Source organism: Nitrospirota bacterium (assembly GCA_035516965.1).
GTDB lineage: Bacteria > Nitrospirota > UBA9217 > UBA9217 > UBA9217 > MHEA01.
Map to the genome: position 1 here is coordinate 18,097 of DATIZR010000049.1, position 25,652 is coordinate 43,748.

The following is a 25,652-nucleotide window of genomic DNA, read 5'->3' on the forward strand; positions in this document are numbered from 1 at the left end:
CCTATGCAGAAACCCCTCATCGTCCTCACGCTCGCGTACGTTGCAGGCCTGCTGCTTGGGCAAGGGTTTCTCTACTTTCCCGCTGCCGGTATCATCCTCGTTATCGTATCCCTCCTCATAGCGGGAATCTTCGCCTTGTCCGGCAGGGTTTCCTTGCAACGCTTTCTCCTGGTCACCATCCCCGGGCTCGCAGGCATGGCAGCCTATCTCTATTCGGCTGCCTGGTTGCCATCGGATCACTATACCCGACTGTTCCCGGAGACCAAAGCACCTCATCAGATGTCCGGAACGATAGCCTCATCGCTGGACCGGGACCCGGACAGGACGAGCTTCGTCGTCGATGTTCATCGGATCGATGCCGTCCCGGCTTCGGGCAGGGTCCGCGTGAGCATCCGGGAGGCGAATGCATCGATCGGGTACGGAGATCGGATTCTCTTTTCAGGGAAACTCTTCAGGCCCGGGGGATACAGAAATCCGGGTGGGTTCGATTACTCCGCATACCTTGAGCAATCGGGTGTTCATCGAGTGGTCAGCCTGAAAGGCCTCGATCAGATTCAGGTCCTCGTGCCGGGCGCGGGGGTCTTCAGGACCATCCAGGACTGGCGCGAGCGGATCAGGCGGGCGTTTCTCGCTTCGACCAGGGGGCCGGGCTCGGCCATTCTGCAGGCCATGGTCCTGGGCGAGGAGGGAGGGCTCACGGACGAGATGCGGGATTGGTTCATGGCCGCCGGAGTGACCCACATCATCTCCATCTCGGGCTCGCACCTCGGCATGTTCGCAATCATCTGCTTCGGCCTGATACGGCTGCTCTTGCGGCTCATGCCCGAGCGCTGGTATCATTGGCTGACCCTGCATGCCGATCCGAGGAAGATAGCTGCCTGGGCGACGCTCCCCCTCGTGATCTTCTATACGCTCCTGGCCGGCGGCCAGACGGCCACGGTCCGGTCGCTGGTGATGATCGCTGCCGCTCTCGCGGCGCTGATCCTCGACCGGGAGACCGCGCTGGTCCATTCGCTCGCGATTGCCGCGCTCCTCATTCTGGCCGTGACCCCTCAGGCCCTGTTCGACATATCATTCCAGCTTTCGTTCCTGTCCGTTTTGAGCATCGCCTTCGTCGTCCGTCTCTGGCAGGAGCTTGGCTGGGAACGGAAGGGGCGGGTGATCGGCCTGCTCCGGGACGCGGCGCTGCTCATGATCATCTCGTTCTCGACGAGCCTCGTTACGGGCCCGCTCGTCGCCCGTTATTTCAACCAGGTTTCGCTTGCCGGCCTGGTGTCGAATACAATCGTGGTCCCCTTTGCCGGCATGGTCATCGTACCGCTCGGACTTCTCTCGGGGGTGCTGTCGCTCTTCATGGACGCGCTGCCGTTCGCGGGCCTGAACCAGTTCATGGCGGACCGGTTCATCGGCACGGTCGTCTTTTTTTCCCGGCTGCCCTTCGCCGTGTTCCATCCGCGCTCGCCGGGGCTCCTGTGGCTGACGGCCTATGCCGTCCTTGCTGCATCATGCTTTGTCCTCCTGCGCGCCTGGCTCCTGGCGAGGTTCAAGCCCCTTGCCTCGTCATTCCGCATCAGCCGGACAGCGGTGGCGGCAGCGACAGGCGCGGCGCTCCTTCTGGTCGCCCTCTCAGTTCCGGCCTTCCTTCCGAAGCGCGGGCTCGAAGTCTCGTTCCCCGATGTAGGGCAGGGCGACTCGGCGCTGGTCCAGATTCCGGGAGGCCGGACGATCCTGATCGACGGGGGAGGGACCTATGACGACCGTTTTGACGTCGGACGCCGAGTCCTCGCCCCCTTCCTCTGGGGCAGGGGGGTCCGCAGGCTTGACCTCGTGGTCTTGTCGCATCCCCACCCTGATCACATGAACGGCCTCAAGTTCATCCTGAAAGCGTTCGATGTTGGGGAGGTCTGGACGCACGGAATGGACGGGGATCTTCCGGGATATGACGATCTTGTCCGGGTGATGCGGGACAAACGGGTCAGGCATACGGTCATGTCAGCCCGTGACGCAACGGTCCGGCTGGGAGATGCGCAGCTGAATGTGCTGCACCCGGTGCCGACGTTTCACTCGCGGGAGCGGAAGGGCTATGCCGCAGAGAACGACCGTTCGCTCGTTCTGCGGGTCGCGTTCCGTGACCGCGTACTTCTGTTCACCGGAGACATCGGGACCGGGGCGGAGGGGGCGCTGCTCCACGGGGAGAGAGATTTGAAGTGCGACCTGCTCAAGGTGCCGCACCACGGGAGCAGAAGCTCGAGCTCCGAGGCCTTCGTCGCTGCCGCGCGGCCTTTGCTCGCGGTCGTGACCGTTGGCCGGGAGAACCGCTACCACCATCCTGCGGAAGAGGTCATCGAGCGGTATCAGCGAACGGGATCGCGCATCTATCGGACGGACCGCGATGGAGCGGTATTCATCCGGGACGACGACCGGGGGCTGCAGGCGATGGCGTGGAGCGACCGGGAACTCTCCCGCATCAGGGAGATCGGGGAAACATCGCTGCAGCTCGAGCGGGAGAACTGGAAGCGGGTGTGGATCAGGAAATGGGAGCTTTGATCGGGTAGACCTTGAGGAAGCCGAGGAACTCCTTGGCCGTATGGGTGCAGTAGTTCCGCTTCGGGGAAATGATACTGAAGTTGCGGTGGAATTTGATGTCCTTGAACATGGTCGCCTTCAGGCTGCCGTACTTGATGGCCGAGCGCGCAGCCCAGGCGGACACGATGGAGACGCCCATGCCTTCCTCGACGGCGCTCTTGATGGATTCCGTGCTGCCGAGCACGAGGGCGATCCTGAGGTTGTCAAGCTTGATGCCGTGGTCGTCCAGATGCTTCAGGATGATCTGGCGGGTGCCCGACCCTTCTTCCCGGAGAATCATCGGCTCCTTGGTCAGGTCGATGGCCGGTATGTTCCTGCGTTCGGCCCAGGGATGGGCTGGCGACATGATCACCACGAGCTCGTCCGATAGCAGCGTGTCCACGGTGAAGCGCTGTTTGCTCACGTCGCCCTCGACGAGCGCGATGTCGATCTCGCCGGCGTTCAGCTTTTCGGTGATCGTCTTCGTATTGTTCACCACGAGCGAGATGTTGACCTGGGGAACCTTTTTCTTGAAGGCGGCAATGATCGAGGGCAGGAGATAGTTGCCGATGGTGGAGCTGGCGCCGATGGAGAGGGAGCCCTTGATCGAGCCCGTGATCTCGCTGATGTTCTTCTGGGCTTCCGCGTAGAGCGCCAGGATCTCCTTGGCCCGCTTGTACAGGATCTCGCCCGCAGGGGTCAGGTTGATGGAATTGCCGGAACGATCGAACAGCCGGGTCTCGTACAGCTCCTCCATGGCCTGCACCTGGAGGCTGACCGCCGGCTGCGTCAAATGGATCAGCTCCGAAGCCTTCGAAAAGCTCTTCGTCTCCGCGACAGCGCAGAACACTCTCAGTTTATGATCTTCCATAGGTTAGACGGATCGTAAAAGGTGGAGTAGTGGAATTGATGCACTATCCGAAGGCTGCGGCTGCAAGGTTCATTTATAAATCAAACGGTTGTTGTTGTCAAGCAGATTATAAGGAAACATAAGGTTACTATAAAAAAGGATTATAATCCGATGAAAGGATCACTTCATATTGTCAATAAAATCGAGAGCTTCCTGGCGGTCCCTTAGCGTTCCCTCAGCCTGGCGCTCTTTTATCAGGTCAAGGATCTCGCGGAACCGCGGGCCCGGCGTGAGTCCCGCGTCGATCAGGTCCTGTCCGGTCACGAGCGGTTTTGCCTCCGTCTTCAGAAATTTCACATAGTAGTAGTCGAGAACAGCGGCCATGGGTTTTTCCGTGTCCATGAACCTGTCCCTCGGCATCAGGTCATAGGTTGCACGGGCATCGGCCTGGGAGAGGAGCAGGCTCTCGGGAAGCGCGTCGCCCAGGTCACGACAATAGCGGTACATGGCGTTCTTGCCCGGCCCCCCCGGAGCGGAGAGATTGAAGAGACGCATGTGGTGCTTGATGACCGACGTGACCATGGACTCAGTGTCGCGCGAGAGCCGGAAGCGGCCGCAGGTGTCCTTTGCCTTGAGCGCTCCGAGATTGTCATGGCCGTAAAAATGAATATGGCCGCTCTCATCGTGCGTGAAGGTGTCGGGCTTCGCGATATCATGCAGGAGACAGGCGAACCGGAGCGCCGCCTTGCGGGGGACGGGGTGCTCCAGGTGTTCGTCGAGGTGCTCCAGGACCTGAAGGTGGTGATCCGGTGATATCTTCTGCAAGTCGTCGAGCACAAAGTCCAGCTGCTCCACGGTCTTGAGCGAATGTGTCCGGACGTCATGGGTATGATACATTCCCGGAGAGAAACCGCCGAGCGCATCCAGCTCCGGGAAAAGCGGTGACAAGAGCCCGAGGCCGTCCATAAGGGCCAGGGAGCTGCCGGCGCCGCGCTGCGCCAGCACCTGAAAAAGCTCGTCCCGGATGCGTTCGGGAGCCGGGCGGGTCGTGAGGTCAGCCCGTGAACGGATGTGGTCCTGAGTCTTCGGGTCAATGCGGAAACCGAGCAGGGCCGCGAACCGGACGGCGCGCAGCAGGCGAAGAGGGTCATCATCGAGAACGTCCGGCCTCGTAACCCGGACGATTCTCTCGCGCACGTCCCTGCTTCCGTCGAAGGGGTCGATCAGTCCGTCGGCCGCCCCGGTTGCGAGGAACTTCCTCAGGTCGAGCGCCATGGCATTGACCGTGAAATCCCGGCGCCCGAGGTCGGCAGTCAGATCGGGACCTTCGAAGTTCGTGAAGTCAAACTGGACATCCCCGCCGGCATCACGCTTGACGACCCGGGAGATTTTCCGCTCTTCGTCGAGAAAGAAAAAACTACCGCCAATCCTGTCCGCGAACGCCTGCGCAACCGACTCGGAGCCCGATGGCATTGAAAGATCGAAATCCTTGATGTCACCGATGCCGATCAGCAGATCACGGACCGACCCGCCGACGAGATAAACCCTTTGTGGCGTCAGGCGAAGCAGGGAAGCGAGATATGGCAGGACGGCGGGATTCATCGATGGTTCTCAGTATACCGCAAGACTCGCGTCATCTCCGACCGCCGGTATCCGGCCCCGCTAGAGCCGGTTGCGAGCAAAATTGCGGCCGCGGGGTCACGAGGAGGGAATATGGTTAGCTGCTTTCATCATGTTCGATGCGGCTGATTCTTCCAGGCCTGCGTCGGCAAGGCTTGCCTTGTTCTGATCGAAGAACCGGTTGAGGCCACCGCGACGCCGTCACATCTCCCGCGATTTTTCTTCAGCACCCGCACCGGCGATCTGCCGGATGGTCTCGAGCCGCTTGCGCCGCTCCTGCCGGGTCACATACCAGTCCTGGACGAGCGTCTCGATAAGGCCGATCAGGAGCTTGGCTTCTCCCGGTTCGGTGTCGAGGACCTCGGCGCTCCCGCCGTCCATGCGGGCACCGATCATGCCCGTGCCCCTGACCGATTCGATGGTCTCCCACGTCAGCGGGTCTGCGGTCCCCTTGATCTGGCGGAACTCGTCGCTCAGGCTGGCCGGCTGCACCTGCCAAAAGTCCCGCAGCATTTCCGAGAGGCAGCGCCGGGAGAGCGCCGCCGCCACCTTGGGACTAAATTCGAGGGCGAGACAGGCCTCCCGGTAGTCCTCGAGCACGCGGGGAGGCAGGTCAACGGCGAAGGACCGCGCGCGCGACGGCGGGATCAGGGCCCACGTCTTGATGTGCTTCCCGGTGTAGGACCGTTTGCCGGAGATCTCCAGGCCGTGCAGGGAAGCGCTCAGGGAAAACTGGCGGCACGCGGGGTCCGGGCAGACCACGAACTTGACGACCAGCCGGCGTGGTCCCTCGGCGTTCTCGAGGGTGAGGTCCGCGAATGCCACCTGCCGCCCCGCGTCGGTGACGATCTGGTCTCGATTGCAGAATGGACAGTGCCACTGATATTCACTCATTCCTTCCTCCCGGGGAGATCACCCCGCAAGCAGCCCACGCAGACGCCCTTCGTCCCACTCCTTCGTGATGACCGCATCGCCGATCCGGCGGGGAAGGACGAACTTGACCTTGCCTGCCTCGGCCTTCTTGTCGACCTGCATGGTATCCATGAGCTCGGTCACTCCCGGCCTCCGCTTCAGCGCCGAAAGATCGCACGGCAGGCCGTAGGACCGGATCAGGCGCTCCACGCGCTCCGGCACCGACGCGTCACACAGTCCGCTTTCCCGGGCAAGGCGCGATGCATAGACCATCCCGATGGCGACCGCCTCGCCGTGGCGCACGGTGTACTGCTCTGCGGTCTCGATGGCGTGCCCCACCGTGTGCCCGAAGTTCAGGATAGCCCGGAGCCCGCCCTCGCGTTCGTCCCTGCCAACCACCTCTGCCTTGATCTCGCAGGAGCGCCGGACAATGTGCCCCAGGGCATCGGGGTCGAGGGCCTGGATACGGTCCCGGTTCGTCTCAAGGTACTCGAAGAGGACCGCGTCCCGGATGACGCCGTACTTGATGACCTCGGCCATGCCCGAGAGGAACTCCTCCCGGGGCAGGCTGGTGAGCACGTCGAGGTCCATCAGGACCCTCTTCGGCTGGTAGAACGCGCCGATCATGTTCTTGCCCATGCCGTGGTTCACGCCGGTCTTGCCGCCGACGCTGCTGTCCACCATCGCGAGAAGCGTCGTGGGGACCTGGACGAACGGGACGCCGCGCATGTAGGTCGCCGCCGCGAAGCCCGTGAGGTCGCCGATCACGCCTCCGCCGAGAGCAACGAGAGCGGACTGACGGTCGAAGCTGTTGGTCAGGAGCGCGGTGTAGATCGCATTGGCCCAATCGAGGTTCTTGTACCGTTCCCCGTCCGGGACCTCGATGGACAGGACCAGGAACCCGGCGGCCTTGAGGCTGTCGACCAGCCGGCTGCCGTACAGCTTCTTGACGGTCGGGTTCGTGACCAGCGCCATTTTCCGGCCGAAACCGAGGCCCTGGAGCCGTTCGCCGGCGCGGTCGAGGCTCGCGCCGATCTCGATGTCATAGCTCCGGTCCCCCAGGCTCACGTTAACAATAGGCATAACGGATTTTTTCCTTGATCTCCGTGATCACGGCCTCGACAGACTTCTCCGATGTATCGATGACAGCATCGGCCTGGGCATAGAACGGCGCCCGGCTTTCGAGCAGTTCCCCGATCTTCGCCAGAGGGTCTTCGGTCCGGAGCAGGGGGCGATGGGTCTCGTGTCTGACGCGCTCGAAGATGACCTCGGGCCGGGCCGTGAGGCAAACGACGAACCCGGCCTTCTTGAAGGCTTCACGGTTCGAGTCCCGGAGCACCGCACCGCCGCCGGTTGAGACCACCTGGCTCTCCCGCTGCAGGACCTCCCCGATGACTCGCGACTCGACCTCGCGGAAAAAGGGCTCGCCCTTCGTTGAGAAGATCTCCGTGACGGACATCTTCTGGTCGGCCTCGATCAGCAGGTCGGTGTCCACGAACTGGTAGCCCACATCCTTCGCAAGCCCGGTGCCCACGCTGGTCTTGCCGACGCCCATGAAACCGGTCAGAATGATGTTCTTAAACATGATAATAACCGTTCAAATGTCAAAATACAGATGCCAAAGAATATTCAGAAGGAAAATCTCAGGGTGTCATTCACCGCGTTCATGAATATACCGATCGTGCTTTGAACGTTGCACGCGGGGGTTGCCATTCCGGGCCTATCTCTTGGCCTGCTCCTCTTCCACTTCCATCCGTGCCTTCAGGAGCTTGTCGTAGGCAAGGTAATTCCGCTTCATTTCATCGATGCTGTCGCCGCCGAACTTCTCGATAAGAGCCGACGCGATCTCAACGGCGACAGCCGCCTCGGCCACGACGCCCGCGGCAGGCACCGCGCAGGCGTCGGAACGCTCGATGCTCGCCTTGAAAGGCTTCTTGGTGACCATGTCCACGGAACGGAGCGGCTTGTAGAGCGTGGGGATCGGCTTCATGGCGGCGCGCAGAATGATGGCTTCGCCGTTGCTGATGCCCCCCTCGATTCCTCCTGCCATGTTCGTTCTGCGGGTAAAGCCCTGCTTCCTGTTCCAGAAGATCTCGTCGTGCACCTCGGAGCCGGGCTTGTTTGCGGCGCCGAACCCGGCGCCGACCTCGACGCCCTTGATCGCCTGGATGCTCATGAGGGCACCGGCGAGCCGGCTGTCCAGCTTGCGGTCCCAGTGAACGTGGCTGCCAAGCCCGATCGGAGCGCCCCTGATGATCAGTTCGAACACGCCGCCCAGCGTGTCGCCGGCTGCACGGGCCTGGTCGATCTTCTTCATCATCCGCTTTTCCGCTTCCGGGTCCGAGCACCGGAGCTCCGACGCCTCGGCGCGCTTCCTGATCTCCTGCGGCGAGACCTTGGGCACCTTGGCGAACACGCCGCCGATGCTGAGCACATGGCTGATGATCTCGATGCCGAACTCTTCCAGCAGCCGCTTTGCGACGGCACCGACGGCAACGCGCATGGCCGTCTCCCGTGCACTCGACCGCTCCAGGATGTTCCGGATGTCCGGCGTGCCGTACTTGAGCGCTCCCGCAAGGTCCGCGTGGCCCGGACGGGGCCTGGTAACGGGGTCGGCGGTGTTCAGGAACATGGGGTCGGGCGACATCTTGTCGCGCCAGTTGTCCCAGTCCTTGTTGCGGACCATGAGCCCGATAGGGCTGCCCAGGGTCCTGCCCCAGCGGACACCGCTGGAGATCTTGACCGAGTCCTTCTCGATCTTCATGCGGCCGCCGCGTCCATACCCTACCTGGCGCCTGGCCAGGTCGCGGTCTATGTCCGTCATACGGATGAGGAGCCCAGCAGGCACTCCCTCGATGATGCCCGTGAGAAGCTCGCCGTGAGACTCTCCGGCGGTGAGAAAACGTAGCATGCGTCCTCCCTGAAATACAGCGAATTTCCTGGAAATTTGGCGCATCATAACAAATTTAGGATAGAAGTGCAATCGAAAGTATGGTATATTCCGGGGTATATTTCGGTATTTTGGGGATTTTTCCTCTTTTTTATGGGGTTTTTTAGTAGTTTAATCCGCAAGCCCCGGCATCCGTAGCTTCCGGGAGGGTGGCATGCGCTATTCGCAAGGCGCCTTTGGCAGGGTTTTTATCGTCAAGTTCGAGGACTGGGACGACCTCCTCATGGGCCTCAGGGAAGTGGCTGCCCGGGGAAAGGTCAAGGCCGGTACGATCGGGAATTGAGCGAGATGAACGGGCATCATGATGCTGGAGTTGAAATGACCTTGAAGAGGGTGAGGCATCGGCGATGAGACGAGCTATACCATGATCGCGCTCCTTTGTTCCGTTGAGGCCGAAGCAGAACTGCTGAAGGCCAGGGCAGCGGTGGCAAGAAGCGCCGTGATAGGCTCCAAAACCATCATGGAGGGAACGATCGACGGCAGCGACGTGCTGCTCTGCGTCTCCGGTATGGGCAAGGTCAATTCGGCCCATGGGGCTTCACTCCTGATGACCCGCTACGACCCCGAAGCCCTTATCATCTTCGGCATCGGCGGCGCCTACCCGGCTTCCGGCGCGGCGATCGGCGATGTGGTGCTGGCGAACGAGGAAATCGCGGGCGATGAAGGGGTCCTGATCGCCGAGGGGTTCAAGGACACCGAGTATATGGGAATCCCGCTGCTCAGGACCGCCGGCTCCGTCATATTCAATGACTACCCTGCTCCGGAAGGGCTGTTGAAGAAGGCCCTCCAGGCGCTCCAGTCCAGCCCCGGTCGCGTACAGGCTGGCCCCTTTGTCACCCTGTCCACGTGCACGGGGACCGCTGCGCGCGCGCGCGAGCTTGAAGCGCGCTACCACGGGTTGTGCGAGAACATGGAGGGCGCGGCCGCGGCCCAGGTCGCTCAGTACCATCAGGTGCCGTGGCTCGAAGTGCGGGCCATTTCGAACATCGTCGAAGACCGGGATCTCTCCAAATGGGACATTCCACGGGCGGCCGATGCTGTCCAGAGGGCGGTCCTCCGGATCCTGGGGGCATGGAAACAGTGAATCGCGCGCACCTGCTCGAACACAGGTCGATCGGCTCATGCCGGATCTAACGATAGGACACAGCTTCCCCGTGCAACACCTATGACACAGACGCTTACCATAGGCTATTCCCCCTGCCCGAACGATACATTCATCTTTTACGCTCTCATCCACGGCAGGGTCAGGGTCCCCGGCATCGCGTTTCGCGAACAGCTCGAAGACGTGGAGACGCTGAACCGGATGGCGCTCGAGGGCGAGCTCGATATCACCAAGATATCCTATCACGCGCTGGGCCATCTGCGCGACCAGTACGCGCTGCTCCGTTCCGGAAGCGCCCTCGGCAGGGGATGCGGGCCGTTGATCGTAGCAAAGCCGGGGACCGGCCTTCCGGACCTGAAGCACGGCATGATCGCGATACCCGGCAGGATGACAACTGCCTTCGTCCTGCTCAGATTGTATGACCCTTCGATGCAAAACGTGCAGGTAATGACCTTCGACCGGATCATGGATGCCGTCGCGACGGGACAGGCCGCTGCGGGACTGATCATCCATGAGAGCAGGTTCACGTACCACCGGTACGGCCTCGAAAAGCTGCTCGATCTGGGCGAATGGTGGGAAGGGCACTCCGGACTGCCCATCCCCCTGGGCGGCATCCTGGGAAAACGATCCCTCGGGAAAGACATTCTGCTCGCCGTCGAGGATGGGATCCGCCAAAGCCTCCGCTTCGCCCGGACGCATGAGCAGGAGGTCATGGACTATTGCAGGAAGCACAGTCAGGAGATGGACGAGCAGGTGATGAAAAGCCATATCGCTCTCTATGTGAATGACTTCTCGATCGATCTGGGCGAGGAAGGAATCAGGGCGGTCCGCAGGCTGTTCGATGAAGCCGAAGCACTGGGCATATTCCCCCGGTCCGATAAACCGCTTCTCGCGGATGGCAAAAAATCCGTCGGCATGAAAACGTGACGTACATCGAAGGGGCGGCCCCTTGTGGCCGCTTACGGAGAGTGACCTCTCAGGGTTACTCCTGCAGACATTTATATGATTACGATCAAGCTCTTCGCCATATTAAAGGACCGGGCAGGACGGGATGAACTGCAGGTGCCCTATTCAGGAGGGCCGGTCGTTGATCTGTTGAAACAGGTGGCGGCCGTTTATCCTGCGCTGGCGGACCTCCTGTCACCGGGCAGGATCATGGTGTCCGTCAACCAGGAATTCGTGAGGCAGGACGCGCCTGTCCGCGACGGGGACGAGGTGGCGCTCATGCCGCCTTTTTCGGGCGGGAGCGGACGGGCGCCGATCAGGGTCCAGCACGAGCCTTTCTCGGTCGACGAGGAGCTCGAACGAATGAAGCAGTCATCGAACTCGATCGGCGGCATCGTGACCTTCCTGGGCACCACGCGCGACATCTCGCGGGACAAGGCCGTGTCAAAGCTGGAGTTCGAGCACTATCCGGGGATGGCGGAGAAGAAGCTTGCGGAGATCAGGGAGCGTGCGATCAGGGAATACGGGGTGATCGATGTCTCGATCATCCACCGCGTGGGAACGCTGCCCGTGGGGGAGAACATCGTGCTGATCGCCGTCGCCGCAATGCACCGCGACGAGGCGTTCAAAGGCTGCCGGTTCTGCATTGACGAGTTGAAGCGGATCACGCCGATCTGGAAGAAGGAGACCACTTCCGAGGGAGAGGTATGGGTGGAGGAACATCCCTGACCGCGAGCGCGAAACCAGAGCCGCACGAAGAAGCAGTATCGAAACACAAAATCCCGGGCAGAGCTCTGTCCGGGATTTTTTTGATAGGTATTGCGGAGTTGTTAATCCGGTCTACAGACTTGGTTCATTTTTTCGCCGCCTTCTTGCCGTTCTTCAGGAACACCACGCAGGTGGTACAATCGTTCTCCATTTTGCAGCGGGTCGTCTCCCAGCAGGGTTTCCCCTTGTCCGTGAACGCCGTGCAGGTCGCGCGCCGCTCGTCGGGGCAGTCCTTGATCTCCCAGCAGGGCGCATAGTCAAGAAGCTTCTTGATGCCTTCGATGCTGATCTTTTTGGCGTGGATCAACTCCCGGATGCAGCGAAGCCACTTGATGTCATTCTCCGTGTAGAGCCTGTTCCGGCGCTCGCGGGTCGGAAGGATCAAACCGTGCTTCTCATAGAGGCGGAGCGTCTGTGCCGTGGTCCCCACGAGCTTTGCCGCAACACCCATGGTGTAGAGCGGTGCATCCTTGTCTTTCAAAACGTCCAGGCCGTCAGCTACCATAATTTTTTCACCGTCTCCCATGCATTCAGAATAGAGGATGTGAGCATCGTCATCTTATCGGTCACCAGGAGCAGCCCCATGGCGATCAGGATGACGCCGCTTGCTATCTTTATTGCCCGGAAATGCCTCTTCAGCCGCTCGAAGGACGAGAGGAATGCGCTGATGGCGACGGCAGACAGGATGAAGGGGACGCCCAGGCCGATCGAGTAGCATGCCAGGAGCGCCATGCCCCTGCCGAGCGTGTCCGTAGTCATGGCCAAGGCCAGCACCGACCCCAGGAACGGGCCCGTGCAGGGGGTCCAGCCTGCGCCGAAGATCATCCCGACGACGACGGTGCCGGCAAAGCCGACGGGCCGGCTCTTGAGATGGATCTTCGCCTCCCGCTGCAGGAACGGGATATTGACCACATCCATCACGAAAACGCCCATGATGATGATGAGGATGCCGCCGACGATCCGGATCGTGTCGAGGTGCCGGGAGAGGACGCTTCCCGCCAGGCTCGCCGTGGCTCCCAGGAGCACGAAGATCAGCGAGAATCCCCCTACGAACGCCAGGGAATGGAGCAGGGTTATGTTCATGTTCTTCCTGCGAGATTCCCGGTCCACCAGTTCGTCGTAGCTTATCCCGGTTATGTACGATACGTAGGAGGGGATGAGCGGAAGAATGCAGGGAGATGCAAACGAGATGAAGCCCATGGCGAGCGCATACAGCAGGATATACGGCGTTAATCCCTGAGACAGTTCCATCCAGGCGCATCCCCCTCATACTATTGGAAAATCATAATACCAAAGCGGATTCAAGGGAGTCAAGAAAAACTTTTTTAATTTCTGATTTACTTTTTCTCAAATTAAGATTATTCATGCGCACCTTTTGCCATTTTCATCTTCCCTAGGTCGTGCGATACCGGTTTCAGAAGTTCTGACTTTGGTATACAGTCTTTTGCAGAAAATTGTGTTGACATTTCTTGCGATATGGTTAAAATGCACAGGTTTGTTTGAATTTGACCCGGAGGTGATGTCCCATGGCAGAAATGAGCAAGACCGCAAAGGCGGCGACCAAAAAAGCGGTCGTGAATCTGAATGTTCCCCAGTGCTGCGGGAAGCCCATGCAGGCGGCAAAGATGATGACCACGACGGGCAGGGTACGCGGCATGATGTGGCTCTGCGATAAATGCTGGAAAGAGAAGGCCATCTAGCCTTTCATCCTGGTTGCAGCGGTCCGTTCTGATACGATTGAGGCGGTGATCTTTCACCGCCTTTTTTTGCCTTTTCTTCCCGGTCGTTTCCAGCCAGAAAAAAGTCAGGATCTCAGTGCCGGGAAGTGCCCCGGACATCAGCAGGTTGTGTCCCAGCCACGTGTTCCGACCTCAGTTCCTCTTTAGTCTCCCTGCCCTCTCAGCCCGCCAGAGAATCCTTCCGTCTGCAGGGACGCGCCTTGCCCGAAGCCATCCAAAGCTTGACTTTGCAACGGAGGGGATGCTATTATCCAGCCTGTTTTGCATCAATCAGAGAAAGGTTCCACACCGGTGAAAACAATGAAGAAAACACATTCCTGCGGCGACTTGACGAGGAAGGATGTGGGCGCCACGGTAACGCTCATGGGCTGGGTCAACACGAGGCGGGACCACGGCGGGCTCGTTTTCATCGATCTCCGCGATCGCGCAGGGATCACGCAGGTGGTCATCAATCCCGAAACATCCCCTGAGGCGCATAAGACCGCCCATGAGATCCGGAGCGAGTTTGTGCTTTCGGTCACCGGAACGGTCGCTCCCCGGCCGGGCAATACGGTGAACACCAAGCTTCCCACCGGAGAGATCGAGGTTCTCGTGAGCGAACTGACGGTCCTGAACCCGTCCAAGCCCCTGCCCTTCATGATCGAAGACGAGACGGACGTGGCCGAGAGCATCAGGCTCAAGTACCGCTACCTCGACCTGAGGCGCCCCAGCCTCCAAAAGGTGCTCCTGACCAGGCACGCGATCACCCGGACGGTGCGGCGCTTCCTGGACGACCACGGCTTCGTCGACGTCGAGACGCCTTTTTTGACCAAGAGCACGCCGGAAGGCGCCCGCGACTATCTCGTCCCGAGCAGGGTCAACCCAGGCATGTTCTTCGCGCTGCCCCAGTCTCCCCAGCTCTTCAAGCAGATCCTGATGGTTGCCGGGTTCGAGCGGTACTACCAGATCGTGAAGTGCTTCCGCGACGAGGACCTGCGCGCCGACCGGCAGCCCGAGTTCACCCAGATCGACCTCGAAATGTCCTTTGTGGAGGAGGCGGACGTGATGTCGCTCATGGAGGAGCTGCTCGCGGAGGTCTTCAGGGCCGTGAAGGGCGTGGAGCTTCAGCGGCCGTTCCCGCGGCTTGCCTTTCAGGAGGCCATGGACCGCTACGGCTCTGACAAGCCGGACACGCGCTTCGGGCTCGAGCTGAAAGACATTTCCGATATCGCGAAGGCGTCGGATTTCAAGGTCTTCCTCCAGGCCGTGGAGCTTGGCGGACAGGTGAAAGGGTTCGCGGCGCCGGGCATGGCGGGGCTTTCCCGCAAGGAAGTGGACGACCTCACGAACGAAGCGAAGATCTTCGGAGCGAAGGGATTGGCCTGGATCAAGGTGGTCGATTCCGGTTTCGAATCGCCCATCGCGAAATTCTTCAAGGACGGCCAGGTCAAGGCTATTGCGGACAGGCTCGGTGCGAAGCGCGGAGACCTCATGATGTTCATCGCCGACAACCGGAAGGTCGTGGCGGAAACGCTCGGGTATCTGCGGCTGCTTCTGGGTAAGCGGCTGAACCTGATCGACGAAAGCAGGTTCAATTTCCTGTGGGTCACGGACTTCCCGCTGGTAGAATGGAACGCAGACGAGAAGCGGTACGATGCCATGCACCACCCCTTCACGGCTCCCCGGGACGAGGACCTGCCGTTCATGGAATCGGACCCGCTCAAGGTCCGGGCCAAGGCGTACGACATCGTCCTGAACGGCTCCGAGATCGGCGGCGGCAGCATCCGCATCCACCGCTCCGAGGTCCAGTCGAAGATGTTCGGCCTGCTGAACATCAGCGAGGAGGACGCCCGCAAGAAGTTCGGCTTCCTGCTCGAAGCGCTCGAGTTCGGCGCGCCGCCCCACGGCGGTCTGGCCTTCGGGCTCGACCGGCTCACGGCGATCCTGACGGGCGCGACATCCATCCGCGACGTGATCGCGTTCCCGAAGACGCAGAAGGCGGTCTGCGTCATGACCGAGGCGCCCTCCCGGGTGACCCCGGCGCAGCTCCGTGAGCTGTCGATCAAGCTGGACATCGTCGAGTAAAAACTTTAACCACAGAGGGCGCAGAGAAAGGCCTGAATCTGGAAACCGTTTGCAACACGAGGGCTGTGTCGTTTTCCGGCATCTCCCGGTGTTCTCTGTGGTTGATGCAGGCTTGAGGTTTGTTCATGAAATGCAAGGTTTGCAATAACGTAGTGACCCTCCGGCTTGGCTGACGCAGAGCAGTGCTGCGCTGCACGGTGTGCGGCAGGGAGTTCGAGATCGGCCAGTATCTCGAAGAGATCAACGAGGAAATGTGGGAAGCCATCTCCAGCCGGGCCTGCAACAGGGTCTGAGCCGAAGTACGGGGTCAGTCACCGGCGCAGGCCTGCCGGGGCGTCAGGGGATGTCCGGAAGAACGGTCCCCGCATGCCCTTCCGGAAAAGCCATATACACATCCCCGGTAATCAGTTGGTATGGTGCAAGCTCCATCAGGATCAATCGCACGGACCTGCCGTGAAACGAGCTATGCGCGCCGTCTTCAGCCGCTGAAATTTACCTGCACTCCCGTACCCTGCAATCTCATCCCAGGGGGTGCTTCCCCTCGCTCAATTCCCTGCAGAATCCGGCGATGCCCGCGAGCTCGCGTTCGATGATCTCTTCCGCACGTCTCGACACATCCCTGACCTCCAGCCCGCGCTCGAGCACGACCTGGGCAGCCGCCATCTGCGGCTGGTCAATGGGCGAGCCGATCCTGCTCACGAGATACACATAGGCTTCCCGGATGCCCTCGATCTCGCGGCACAATTTTTCCGCCAGGCGGTGCGAGAGAATATTGTATATCTTGCCCACGTGGCTCACGGGGTTTTTGCCTGCCGCGGCCTCGGTGCCGAGCGGCCTGTTTACGGAGATGAGGCCGTTCACACGGTTGCCCCGCCCGACCTGACCGGAATCGGCGTCCTCCGCCGACGTGCCGGTCAGGCTCAGGTAGATGCCGTCCATGCCCCTGCCGGGTTCGTCCAACGCATTGTAATGCACGCGGACTTCCCCGGAGCCGGCGCCCTGCCGTAAAAACTCGCTCATCTCCTGAATCAGTAAATCCTTCCTCCAGAAGTAGTCCTTTTCCGATGAGATCTCCCTGCAGAGGAGCGGCATGGCCACGGTAAGGTCTAGATCGTTCCCGTGCCTGAGCGCCATCACCTTCACGTCCTCGCCGGTCTCGGGGCGGCTCGCCTTGAAGTCCGGGGAATTGAGGCGCCGCTCCAGGCCGAGCACCATCTGCTCCGTGGGGCTCAGCGGATAATACCCGACCGTGGCCGACGTGTCATTGGCTCCCCTGACCGCACCCGGCCGCGAGAATATGTCCGTCAGCTCTTCCGACCCGGGAGCGAGGACAACCCGGTAGTTCACCTGTTGTTCGGGATCGACAAAGCGCATGTTCTTCCTGAGCCAGGCGCGGGCCGCATCCACGGCGATTTCCGCCACGGGAATGCTCCTGCCTTTGGCGCTGCTCGTCGCCCGGTCGCCGATCGTGAGCTCCATGGGTTTCAGCACCTCGCCGCCCTTGAACTCCTTCCTGACGCTCCCGGCCGCCAGCAGGCCCTTGTCGATGTTGTGGTGCAGGATCGTTCCGAATTCCTGGAGGTAGGCCTGCGAGAGCGCGATCGAAATGGCGTCCATCATGGAATCGCAGAGCGTGTCCGGATGGCCGACGCCTTTGCGTTCAACGATCTCGAAGAGATGGTCCGCGACGGGTTTCCCGGGAAAGGGCTCGACAATGATCATGCTCTGATTATACAGGAAAACCATACCATCGGCCGGCGGGGCATGGTTCCGGATACGCGGCAGGACAGGGCAAGGGCGAGCTTATCTCGAGGCGTCTCCAAAATCATATTTCCCGGTATTGGGCATGACGGCGGAACAAGACTGAATGCGTTTCTCGGCGTTACCCCAGCCGTTCGATCAATTCCCTCACGGTCACGAACAGGTCGCCCGGGATCGGGTGCACGCGCGGGGCGGGCCGGTTCTGGTTCAGTTTCATGAGCGGCGCTTCGCGGTCCTTGTTGAAGCAGAGGATCTCGGCGCGGCTGCCGAGGTAGTCGGTATGCTGCGGCGCGCCGGAGATGCCGAGGGCGATGATGAGTTTGGGGTTTACGCGAACGCCGGTCTGGCCAATCTGGGCATCGAGCGGCAGCAGCTTCAGGTCCTGCGTGACCTTGCGCGTCGCTCCGAACATCGGTGCAAGGCCGAGCGCCTCCAGCTTCTTCTTGAGCTCCTGTGCGAGCGCGATTCCCGAGTTGTCCCTGATGCCGTACCCGAGGTCGATGATCACGTCTGCCTGTGCAAGGGTCGGCGGCGCTGTGGGCGGGAGCGGCATGATCCAGCCGGGATCAACGGCAAGGTCCAGGATATGGGCTTTGAATTCCCGCCTCTGTGCCTGCGCCGGGAAATCAGCTTCCGGGGCGACGGTCACGAATGCGGAGCCGCTCACGAAGACATGGCGCCTGATCAGTCTGCCTTCATAGGCGGGGAGCGAAAAGACAAGAGCGCCCGGGCCTTCCCTTGTTACGTCCGTTACTCCTGAGCAGAGGAGGACGTTGTTTCCCGGGTCATCCGCCTCGCCGGCCGCGTAGGCAAGGGAGCTTGCCCATTCCGTGCCCGCGAATATCATCGCGCTGTTCGACGCCTGCAGCATCAGGCGGAGCATCTGCCGTTTGCCCTCCTCCGTGAGCCTCCCGTTCCGTGAATCCAGGCAATAGGCCTGCTCGCAGCCATTTGCCCGAGCCACGCCGAGAAGCTGAGGCCACTTGTCGCGGGGAGCGGGTATCACGGCGCAGACGTTCCTGCTGACCAGTCCGGCAGACAGGACGCAGGCGCGGAGCACGGCGATATTTCCCTTCGGGTCATGGGGCTCGAGCACTGCCCAGATCGCATTGCCGTCCGTAAGAATATGATGGGGAAGCTCTCCGCGATAATCCTGCGATGTTCCCGCGCTTGCCGACGCTGCGAAGACCCTGATGTACTCCGCTGCCGAGAGGGGGTCGGCGCTTATTGCTGACGTTGACCTTGCTCCGGAGGGAAGGTCAAAACTTCCAACAGCATTCAGCTTTTGGTCAGACGTCATGACACTGATGGGCGAGTTCAGTGCAGAAATCGATTCTACGATATTATGTTCCGGCTCGGACGCAGCGCCCGCAATGCTGATGACCGACGGAAGTGCGGGATGGACAAACCCGCTTCCATCGGGCTTGACCTCGATCTCATTTGTCCGTTCGTGGTGCCGATCGAGCCTGCCTGCGAGATAAGCGCCTAGGCTCCGGTCTCCGTCGAGACCTGCGTCACCCACGGCGATCAGGTCGTACTGCTGAGTGCCTTCGAGGTTCTGTATCATCGGGACATACGCGGCGGGTCCGCTCGAAGGGGCGATATCGAGGCGATGGAGGCTGTCAGCGCGGGGCCCCGCGGTCATCCTGAGAAGCGATTCCAGTTCCACGCCTCCGGGCATGAGCACGTCGATACTTACCAATGAATCGCCGCTGGGCTTGAGTGCGAGCAGCTGCGTCAGGGCCGCCAGGTCGGACGGGTTGATCCTCCACACGAGTTCTCGTAATTCCCCGTCCGCCAACCGGGGCCGGGGCGACAGATCGGCAACGGGCCTGATGATCGAAAGCGCGCGAAGAGGAACTGCTAATGCCCCCGGTGCCGTGACAGGAGCAGGTTCCTTGCGCGACATCTCATCAAGCGCTGCATCGGCCAGTCGCACCTCGGGCATGTCCATGCTGTTCCTGACCTGTTCCCAGTTCTGCAGGAATTTCTCCTCCAGATGCTCAAGGCGCGTACGTGTCCTCTCGGCCGCCCTGCGGCCGGCGGAAAGCATGTTCATGCCGTAGTCCGGGAGATGCAGGTCAAAGGCGGGACGCCGGGCATTCAGCCACTCCCTGCGGTACCGGATGCATTCGAGCCGCAGGATCTCACCGGCCATCTCGGAAAGGGGGAAGAGCGCGGGCTGGAGCATGGCATCGGACCAGCCCGTGTCGCCGAGCGTCCGGCTGGCTTCCCTGACATAGGAACGGAGCCGGTTCTTCCATGCTGCCAGCGTCCGGTCGGCATCAGGGCCCTCCTGTTCGGAGAGCTCCGGCCAGTTTGCTGCCATGGCGATCAGGTCCTTCAGGATGAGGAAGCGCTGGACCTCGTTCGTGCCTTCGTAGATCGTGAGGATGCGGCTGTCGCGCCGCGCTTTCTCGAGTAGATGCTTTTCGGTCTGGCCCGCAGGGCCGTAGGCCTGCTCCACGAGTGTGATCAGTTCATGGATGTCCTCGGAGCAGACGTATTTTGCGATGGCCGATTCCATGCGCACCGACTCATGGGGCCGGTCGAACAGGCCGATCAGGTAGGAAGCGAGGGACTCGCTGCCGAACAGGATGGCCGCTGCCTCGCCCAGCAGCCTGTCGCGTTCCTCCGAAGCAGGTATCGCTGCGTTCGCCTCGGCCAGGAGCTTGCGCATCAGCGCACCGGAGACCACGGCAAGTCCGCACCGCCCCACGTTCAGGGTCTCGAGCGCGTTCACCTGGCCATGTCCCTCGTACCCGATCACGGCCTCTCGCGGTACCCGCACGCTGTCGATGGAAATCTCGTTCGTGGGCGAGCCTCGCTGGCCGGTCTTCTTCTCGTCTGCCCCGACCTTGAGCCCCTCGCTGTGCCGGTCCACCATGAAACCGGTCACGCCCTCGGGTGTCCGTGCGTACAAACAGAACTGCGTCGCTATACTCCCGTTCGTGATCCACATCTTGGCGCCCGTCAGGCTGTAGTACTCGTACAGGGAGCCGTTGTCCGTGCTGCGCACCTGGCCGATGTCATGGAACGGGCATTCCTTTCCTTTATAGAGATAGTAGCGGGACCCCTGGTCTGTCCTGTAATCGTATTGGTCATAGCGGATCGGCTGCTTCTGCTTGTCCGGCGTCTCATAGGCAATTCCGACATCCGTGAAGACGATCTTGTCCGCATCGATCAGATACCGGAAGCTCTCCTCATCGCCCTGCGGCTGAAAGGAGTACCTGCCGTCATCGAGCGGCGTCATTCTTGCTTTCAACAGTTTAGCCGTAGTTTGGACACCGCCAGAGTCCGAGCCTGCTGTCGGTTCGGTCAGGGCAAAGGCGCTGACCGCGCTGTGGCCGAGGTAGCGGAGGAAGAGCCGGTGGCAACGCTCGCGCCGGGGAAGCTCTTCGAGGGAGGCACGGATGTCGGGCATGACCTTATCGAAGAGCCCGCCGGCATGCCTGAGATCCTCCATGAATGCGCCGAAATCGCCGCGCTGGCCGGCGATGCCCGCGCCGTAAAAGGCTTTCAGAAAATGTGCGGCAAGATATTTCACGACGCGGGTATGGCGGATCCGGTCATCCACCAGCTTCATGATCGCTTCGTATTCTTTCCTGATCCATGCCGGGTTGGGTCTGGACAGGGCGCGGATGAGCCTCGCGAGCCGGGCGCCGATGCTGCCGAGTCTGCCTTCGTCTTCAACGAGGGGGGTCAGTTCCTCGCGCACGCGGGGAAGCTCCTCCTCGAGCCCGAGCAGGATCGGTGTCGTGCCGATGCTCGTGCTTGCCATGATCAGGAGGTCAATGGACGCGTCGCCGAAGCTGCCGGCCGCGGAGTTCAGGAGGTAGTATTCCGCCTTGCGCCAGCCGAGGCCGTCGAGCGACTGGGGGATATAGGTGGCGAGCCATTTGCCGTTCTTTGCCGCCTGTATGATCTCCGCCGGCAGATGATGGGACCGGTCGATGCTGCGCTCGAAGCCCAGGCCGTTGAATTGCTTTTCAGAGCAGTTCTGCCTGAACCAGTTCACGAGATCTGCCCAGCGCGCCCTGAGCTTCGGGTCATCCATCTGCATCTCGGGAACGAACCGCGGCGAACGGTCGAACACGGTCGCCAGGAAGCTCCCCGATCGGTGAGGCGCGCCCGGGGCCGTGCAGAACGCATCGTAGTCCGTGCCCTCCATGATAGCGGTGCTCGGGGGCGCAACGGGAAAGACAGACGAGGGAGGTACTGAACCGCGGCCCCCGGAGAGCGACGCCTGCATGACAGCGTCTTCCGCCAAGCCGAGCAGGACCTCGGCAGCCGCCGCGCGCGTCTCGCTCCCTTCCCCTCGGCTCAAGGCTTCCTCGATGGAGACGAGCATTCCGCGAAGGGCGGTGACCATGGCTTTTGCTTCCCCGGCGAGCGAAGCGTCCGGCTGCCCGGCCAGATCGGCGCACTTCTTCATGATGGCGTGTAACCGAAAGGCGAGAGGCTGCAGCGGTTCGCCCTGCACGGTGTCAAGACTGCCGAGAAAGGGTATTGCCTGCTCGAGGTCCTGCCCAGCGAGCGTACGATTCAACGCGGCAGCCGCGCCGTATCCCGGGGCCAGGAACCGGAACAGGGAACTGTCCCGGTAGAACCGCGAGAGCAGGTCGTCCTCGGAATAGGCAAAGCCGCCGAAGACCTGCCCGGCGTCGTAGCCCATGCTGCCGGGCTCGGGCCCGAAGGCCTTGGCCGCGATCGTTGAAAAGAGAAGACCGAGTTCGGAGTGTCGCGTCGGGACTTCGGAGTGAAAGCTAACATCATAAAGAGTTTGCAGCAGCATCCGCCAGGCTTCGATCCGCGCGATCAGCGCCTTGACCGCGCCGAGCTTCGCGATGCCATCCCGGCCTTCCGTGTCGATCATCTGTCCCGGGAACTGGACCCTCCCTGAGGCATGTTCCTTCACGCGGAGGGAAAGATAGTCGGCAGCGCCGAGCGCGATGGCGAGACAGGAGCGTGCATCGGGGACCGGGGAGTGTCCCTGGATGGCCAAGGCCTGCTTTTCCACGAGGCAATCGATCCCGATATCGGATAGACCTGCCGCCCGGAACCCGATGGCGGGCGCAGGCGTGATCGTGACGCCCGACTGAGTGAAGGGGACCAGGTATCCGCTGTTGCCCGCGCACAGAAGCAGGGTGCGGCCGGCAGCAGCGGGCACCAGGCTTAGAAATCCCTTGAGCCGGACACCTTCCTGCGTCTGCGTGATCTCGATATGATGTCCGTCCACGGCGCACACGCCCGGGTCAGGAGTAAAGCCTGCCCGGGAAAGGATGCCCGTGGCGGCGAGCTGGTGGGAGGCGATCAGTCCGAGCGCGGGATTGACCGAGGAGAGGACGCGCACCATTTCAAAGGGAGAGTCGCGGTGATCGGAAATCAACGTCCTCAGGATCTCGCACGAGGCTTCGGGCATGGGCGAATCTTCCCATTGTTTTACGACCCGGTCGGGAAACACTGCCGAGACGTGCTCATACGAAAATCCCCGTCCGTCCCTCTTGTCCCGGGGAGGATGTTTCCTGCCGCCTTGAGAGGCTGGATTTGAAAACCTCGCCGTGATCCGCTCCTCGATCCTGGCGCTGCAATAAAGCGCATGGAACAGCCTGCCCTCACCAAGCCTGATCCCTAGGGCAGCGCGTTCGTATCGGACCATCCGGGCCAAATCATGTTCGTTGCTGTCTGCAAGGGCGGAATCGAGGTATGTCAGCTTTTCCGAAAGTCTCAGGCCGAGAGAGAGGGGCCATGCCGTTCGCGCCTTGTCCGCGGAAAGAGGGAGCTTCTCCACGCTTTCCCTGAATGCGGACGAGGCATGGAGGACAGCATGCACGAACTGCCGGCGGGCAGGATCCAGGGGCCCCGGCTCCTGCCAGGCGAGGTCGCCGTCTTTGACGGGGGCACGTTCCTGCGATCGGCCGGTCTTGAGCGTGTCGAGGAGAACCGACAATGAGGCACTTTCGGGCCGGTAGATGAGTTTGTGGTCCGTGTGCCTGCCCCACAAAGCGCGACCCGGCTCGGCGCGCCAGCAAGATTCGCACTTGATGCAGTTTTCAAAATTGACCGTGACCTTGCCGCGTCCGGAGAAGGGCGGGACATCGTAGACATAGACGCGGGCAGGGCAGACATGCCACAGGCCGCTCCGGGACATCGCGGGCTGAGTCGCAACGGATTCAGGCCAGAGCGTCCGGATATGGGAACCGGCACCCACGCGGTAGGTGTTCGTAGCGAGCTTTGCCTCGAGGCTCAGGGACGGCTTTACGAGGTCGAGGTCCCTCGCTTTTCTCAGCGACTCCTGGTATGCCATGACGGGCTCGGCAAGGAGTATGTCAACGGGTGTCTTGAGCACGTAAAAGCGGAACGCATCAACGACGGCTGTTCCGAGCGCGATGAAGAAGAGCGCCGTTGCGTACGCGGGCAGGAGCGCAATGTCGGTGAGCCGGAAGCCTTGAAGAACGTGACGGACAGCCCGGCTGAGCTTTTTCCCGAGCGGCTTGCCGTTATTGGCGTAGACCTGCGCGAGTGCGCGAGAGAGCGCCGGGGACATGCGTTCGAACAGCGAGCCGACCGGCCAGGGAAGCGATGCAGGTTCGATCTCCCTGCCGCGGATGTGCAGGATGAAGCGCAGCTTCTGATCACGATTCGCGGATGTCTTCACCAGGTTCATGGTCCATCGCCAGAATGTCGCCGGATTGAAGAGTGTCGCGAGGAGGGGTTTCCCGAGCCTGAGAGCGCCAACAGCGCGGACCGTGTCGACCGTGATTTCGCGCAATCCCTTTAAGGAGAGGATGTTGCTTCTGAGGAACCTGCCGGTCTCAACGTGGCCGTTGGTCGAAAGAAAATGCATTGTCCCGCAGACCGTATCAAGGGTCCTGCCGAATAGAACATGGGAACTCCCGAAATAGGCCGGCCACCGGGAGAGATGTTCGGCATTCCTGCCGCAGGCGCTCTCCCGCAGCGGCTCGATATACTCGCCGGCCAGTTCCCGTTCGTCAAAGGAGCCGCCCCGCTTCAGGATGTTCTTCACCGCGCGGGTGAAGAAGAGTCCCGTTGCCGAGGAGGGCCCGGTAAAATTGGGGAAGGGAATGTCGATGCCGAGATTGGCTGACGCGCCGCCCACGGCGAAGCCGTCCTGGACGAGCAGGGGCCGCTCGTGCCACCCCCCGCTCCTGATGATCTTGGTGCCGTACGCCGAGAGCGTCGCGCCCTCGATCAGGTCCCCGATGAAAGGGAGACCGCGCATCCACTCGTAAATGGCATCATGGCTTCCGCGAAAATTGTCCCGGATATTGTCGAGGGGCGCTACGTACCCGAGCGAGAGGCTGTCGCGGTTCGTGTACAGGAAGCCTCCGATGTTCAGGTGCGCGGTCCTTCCCCCGATTGCCGGATTTCGCAGCAGCAGTTCGTAGGCAGCGCCTTCCCCGGCCTTGAGACCGAACCGCTTCTCGATCTCATCCTCGCCGAGCGAAAGCACGGCCTTCACGCCCTGGAGAAAGTGCGGCTGAGGCAGGCGTTCGAGTTGTTCCGCACGGACCAGGTGCGACGCGTCTCCCTCGGCGAGGAACGTAACGTCCGCGTACAGCGCTCCCCGGTTCGTATCCACGCCGACCACCCTGTTGTTGTTTCTGATGAGCGAAGTGACCGTGGTGCCGGGGAGGTGGACGGCGCCCTTACGCGCCGCGAGGTTTGCGAAGTAGGGATCGTAGAGTGGCCTGAGCACGGTATAGCAGTCCCGGAACGCCTCGCGGTCGCGCAACTCCAGCCCGACCACGTCTTGGCCATTGTGCATGAGGGTCCCCCGCTTTGCGACCGCGCGCTCGAACGGCGCGGACGCCACTGCTACGGGGCCGAAGCAGTCCTCAGCCGCCAGGCTCTCGGTGAAGTAGACGCAGCCCGACCAGTTTTCTGCTCCCGCATACACGCCGGCCTCGAGCAGGGCAACGGAGATGCCGGCCCCGGCGAGGGCGCCCGCGGCCGTGACGCCGGCAGGGCCCGCGCCGATGATGATGACGGTGAACCGGGGAAGCGCCATCGGTGCTCCTTTTCTGTGAAGGTTTCGATGCAGTCGAAGGGAGGATTGAGTGCTTCGCGTGCTGATGCAAAAATTATAACAGAACAGGACCGCTGTGGCTACCGGGAAAAGCTGTGATCGAAGCGGGCGTGTGCGAAGCAGGGAGTCCCGGCCGCGTCGCAGGCGGTGCATCGATTCGCCTTGGCATCGCGGAACAGCAGGTTCATCGTGCCGGTCAACAGCCTGCGCCTCTCAAATTATAAGAGTATTTCTTATGACAATCGCGGCTTGGCTCGCAGATGAGGCTGGCTGCCGATTTTCTTTGACAACGCAAGCTGCTGTCATTAATATCGGGAGAGCGCCGG

Annotated in this window: 17 protein-coding genes; 7 read left to right on the plus strand and 10 right to left on the minus strand. The window is 61.4% G+C overall.

What is annotated here, in order from left to right:
- Positions 1-3 precede the first annotated feature (3 nt).
- A complete protein-coding gene (locus tag VL197_07480; GenBank protein HUJ17819.1) occupies positions 4-2,547 on the plus strand; it encodes a DNA internalization-related competence protein ComEC/Rec2 in 2,544 nt (847 codons plus the stop codon).
- On the opposite strand, the gene VL197_07485 is transcribed toward VL197_07480, so the two are convergent.
- The 6 genes from VL197_07485 to aroC form a co-directional block, all read right to left on the minus strand.
- On the minus strand, positions 2,528-3,436 hold the full coding sequence (locus VL197_07485; protein HUJ17820.1) for a selenium metabolism-associated LysR family transcriptional regulator: 909 nt from the start codon (positions 3,434-3,436) through the stop codon (positions 2,528-2,530). The genes VL197_07480 and VL197_07485 overlap by 20 nt on opposite strands.
- Positions 3,437-3,595: 159 nt before the next feature.
- Positions 3,596-5,017 carry an HD domain-containing protein gene (locus tag VL197_07490; protein ID HUJ17821.1) on the minus strand — a complete coding sequence of 474 codons (1,422 nt, stop codon included), beginning with the start codon at positions 5,015-5,017 and terminating at the stop codon, positions 3,596-3,598.
- A 219-nt stretch (positions 5,018-5,236) separates the two neighbouring features.
- On the minus strand, positions 5,237-5,929 hold the full coding sequence (locus tag VL197_07495) for a hypothetical protein (GenBank protein ID HUJ17822.1): 693 nt from the start codon (positions 5,927-5,929) through the stop codon (positions 5,237-5,239).
- Between the two features lie 18 nt (positions 5,930-5,947).
- Positions 5,948-7,030 carry a 3-dehydroquinate synthase gene (aroB, locus tag VL197_07500; protein ID HUJ17823.1) on the minus strand — a complete coding sequence of 361 codons (1,083 nt, stop codon included), beginning with the start codon at positions 7,028-7,030 and terminating at the stop codon, positions 5,948-5,950.
- The gene (locus VL197_07505; GenBank protein ID HUJ17824.1) at positions 7,017-7,532 is read right to left on the minus strand and encodes a shikimate kinase; all 516 of its coding nucleotides are present in this window, start codon (positions 7,530-7,532) and stop codon (positions 7,017-7,019) included. The genes aroB and VL197_07505 overlap by 14 nt, the downstream gene beginning before the upstream one ends.
- A 135-nt stretch (positions 7,533-7,667) precedes the next feature.
- Positions 7,668-8,858 (minus strand): chorismate synthase, encoded by a 1,191-nt coding sequence (aroC, locus tag VL197_07510; protein HUJ17825.1) that lies wholly within the window; start codon positions 8,856-8,858, stop codon positions 7,668-7,670.
- A gap of 193 nt (positions 8,859-9,051) precedes the next feature.
- On the opposite strand from aroC, the gene VL197_07515 reads away from it, so the two are divergent.
- From VL197_07515 to VL197_07530, 4 genes are all read left to right on the plus strand, one after another.
- On the plus strand, positions 9,052-9,180 hold the full coding sequence (locus VL197_07515) for a hypothetical protein (protein HUJ17826.1): 129 nt from the start codon (positions 9,052-9,054) through the stop codon (positions 9,178-9,180).
- A gap of 81 nt (positions 9,181-9,261) precedes the next feature.
- Positions 9,262-9,981, plus strand: a complete 720-nt coding sequence (gene mqnB / locus VL197_07520; GenBank protein ID HUJ17827.1) for a futalosine hydrolase — start codon at positions 9,262-9,264, stop codon at positions 9,979-9,981.
- A gap of 81 nt (positions 9,982-10,062) precedes the next feature.
- Positions 10,063-10,926 carry a 1,4-dihydroxy-6-naphthoate synthase gene (locus tag VL197_07525; GenBank protein HUJ17828.1) on the plus strand — a complete coding sequence of 288 codons (864 nt, stop codon included), beginning with the start codon at positions 10,063-10,065 and terminating at the stop codon, positions 10,924-10,926.
- A 75-nt stretch (positions 10,927-11,001) separates the two neighbouring features.
- Entirely contained in the window at positions 11,002-11,673 is a 672-nt protein-coding gene (locus tag VL197_07530; protein ID HUJ17829.1) for a molybdenum cofactor biosynthesis protein MoaE, read from the plus strand.
- Between the two features lie 124 nt (positions 11,674-11,797).
- Here VL197_07530 and VL197_07535 read toward each other — a convergent pair whose 3' ends face one another.
- Together VL197_07535 and VL197_07540 are read right to left on the minus strand one after the other, a co-directional pair.
- The gene (locus VL197_07535; protein ID HUJ17830.1) at positions 11,798-12,217 is read right to left on the minus strand and encodes a MerR family transcriptional regulator; all 420 of its coding nucleotides are present in this window, start codon (positions 12,215-12,217) and stop codon (positions 11,798-11,800) included.
- Positions 12,211-12,963, minus strand: a complete 753-nt coding sequence (locus VL197_07540; GenBank protein ID HUJ17831.1) for a cytochrome c biogenesis protein CcdA — start codon at positions 12,961-12,963, stop codon at positions 12,211-12,213. Before VL197_07540 ends, VL197_07535 begins: the two co-directional genes overlap by 7 nt.
- A 275-nt stretch (positions 12,964-13,238) precedes the next feature.
- Between VL197_07540 and VL197_07545 the strand changes: the two genes are divergently transcribed.
- Positions 13,239-13,412, plus strand: a complete 174-nt coding sequence (locus tag VL197_07545; protein HUJ17832.1) for a hypothetical protein — start codon at positions 13,239-13,241, stop codon at positions 13,410-13,412.
- A gap of 339 nt (positions 13,413-13,751) precedes the next feature.
- Complete coding sequence (gene aspS, locus VL197_07550; protein HUJ17833.1) at positions 13,752-15,515, plus strand: aspartate--tRNA ligase; 1,764 nt, start codon at positions 13,752-13,754, stop codon at positions 15,513-15,515.
- 519 nt (positions 15,516-16,034) lie between these two features.
- Here aspS and VL197_07555 read toward each other — a convergent pair.
- Together VL197_07555 and VL197_07560 are read right to left on the minus strand one after the other, a co-directional pair.
- The gene (locus VL197_07555; GenBank protein HUJ17834.1) at positions 16,035-17,237 is read right to left on the minus strand and encodes a methionine adenosyltransferase; all 1,203 of its coding nucleotides are present in this window, start codon (positions 17,235-17,237) and stop codon (positions 16,035-16,037) included.
- A gap of 160 nt (positions 17,238-17,397) precedes the next feature.
- Positions 17,398-25,308, minus strand: coding sequence for an acyl-CoA dehydrogenase family protein (locus tag VL197_07560; protein ID HUJ17835.1), 7,911 nt, complete (start codon positions 25,306-25,308; stop codon positions 17,398-17,400).
- Positions 25,309-25,652: the final 344 nt, after the last annotated feature.

Bases quoted from the DNA above. Each gene is read 5' to 3' on its own strand.
- VL197_07535 (HUJ17830.1), bottom strand. From the start codon at position 12,217: ATGGTAGCTGACGGCCTGGACGTTTTGAAAGACAAGGATGCACCGCTC.
- VL197_07525 (HUJ17828.1), top strand. From the start codon at position 10,063: ATGACACAGACGCTTACCATAGGCTATTCCCCCTGCCCGAACGATACA.
- VL197_07515 (HUJ17826.1), top strand. From the start codon at position 9,052: ATGCGCTATTCGCAAGGCGCCTTTGGCAGGGTTTTTATCGTCAAGTTC.
- aroC (HUJ17825.1), bottom strand. From the start codon at position 8,858: ATGCTACGTTTTCTCACCGCCGGAGAGTCTCACGGCGAGCTTCTCACG.
- VL197_07485 (HUJ17820.1), bottom strand. From the start codon at position 3,436: ATGGAAGATCATAAACTGAGAGTGTTCTGCGCTGTCGCGGAGACGAAG.
- VL197_07490 (HUJ17821.1), bottom strand. From the start codon at position 5,017: ATGAATCCCGCCGTCCTGCCATATCTCGCTTCCCTGCTTCGCCTGACG.
- VL197_07560 (HUJ17835.1), bottom strand. From the start codon at position 25,308: ATGGCGCTTCCCCGGTTCACCGTCATCATCATCGGCGCGGGCCCTGCC.
- aspS (HUJ17833.1), top strand. From the start codon at position 13,752: ATGAAGAAAACACATTCCTGCGGCGACTTGACGAGGAAGGATGTGGGC.
- aroB (HUJ17823.1), bottom strand. From the start codon at position 7,030: ATGCCTATTGTTAACGTGAGCCTGGGGGACCGGAGCTATGACATCGAG.
- VL197_07545 (HUJ17832.1), top strand. From the start codon at position 13,239: ATGGCAGAAATGAGCAAGACCGCAAAGGCGGCGACCAAAAAAGCGGTC.
- VL197_07505 (HUJ17824.1), bottom strand. From the start codon at position 7,532: ATGTTTAAGAACATCATTCTGACCGGTTTCATGGGCGTCGGCAAGACC.
- VL197_07530 (HUJ17829.1), top strand. From the start codon at position 11,002: ATGATTACGATCAAGCTCTTCGCCATATTAAAGGACCGGGCAGGACGG.
- VL197_07540 (HUJ17831.1), bottom strand. From the start codon at position 12,963: ATGGAACTGTCTCAGGGATTAACGCCGTATATCCTGCTGTATGCGCTC.
- VL197_07555 (HUJ17834.1), bottom strand. From the start codon at position 17,237: ATGATCATTGTCGAGCCCTTTCCCGGGAAACCCGTCGCGGACCATCTC.
- VL197_07480 (HUJ17819.1), top strand. From the start codon at position 4: ATGCAGAAACCCCTCATCGTCCTCACGCTCGCGTACGTTGCAGGCCTG.
- VL197_07495 (HUJ17822.1), bottom strand. From the start codon at position 5,929: ATGAGTGAATATCAGTGGCACTGTCCATTCTGCAATCGAGACCAGATC.
- mqnB (HUJ17827.1), top strand. From the start codon at position 9,262: ATGATCGCGCTCCTTTGTTCCGTTGAGGCCGAAGCAGAACTGCTGAAG.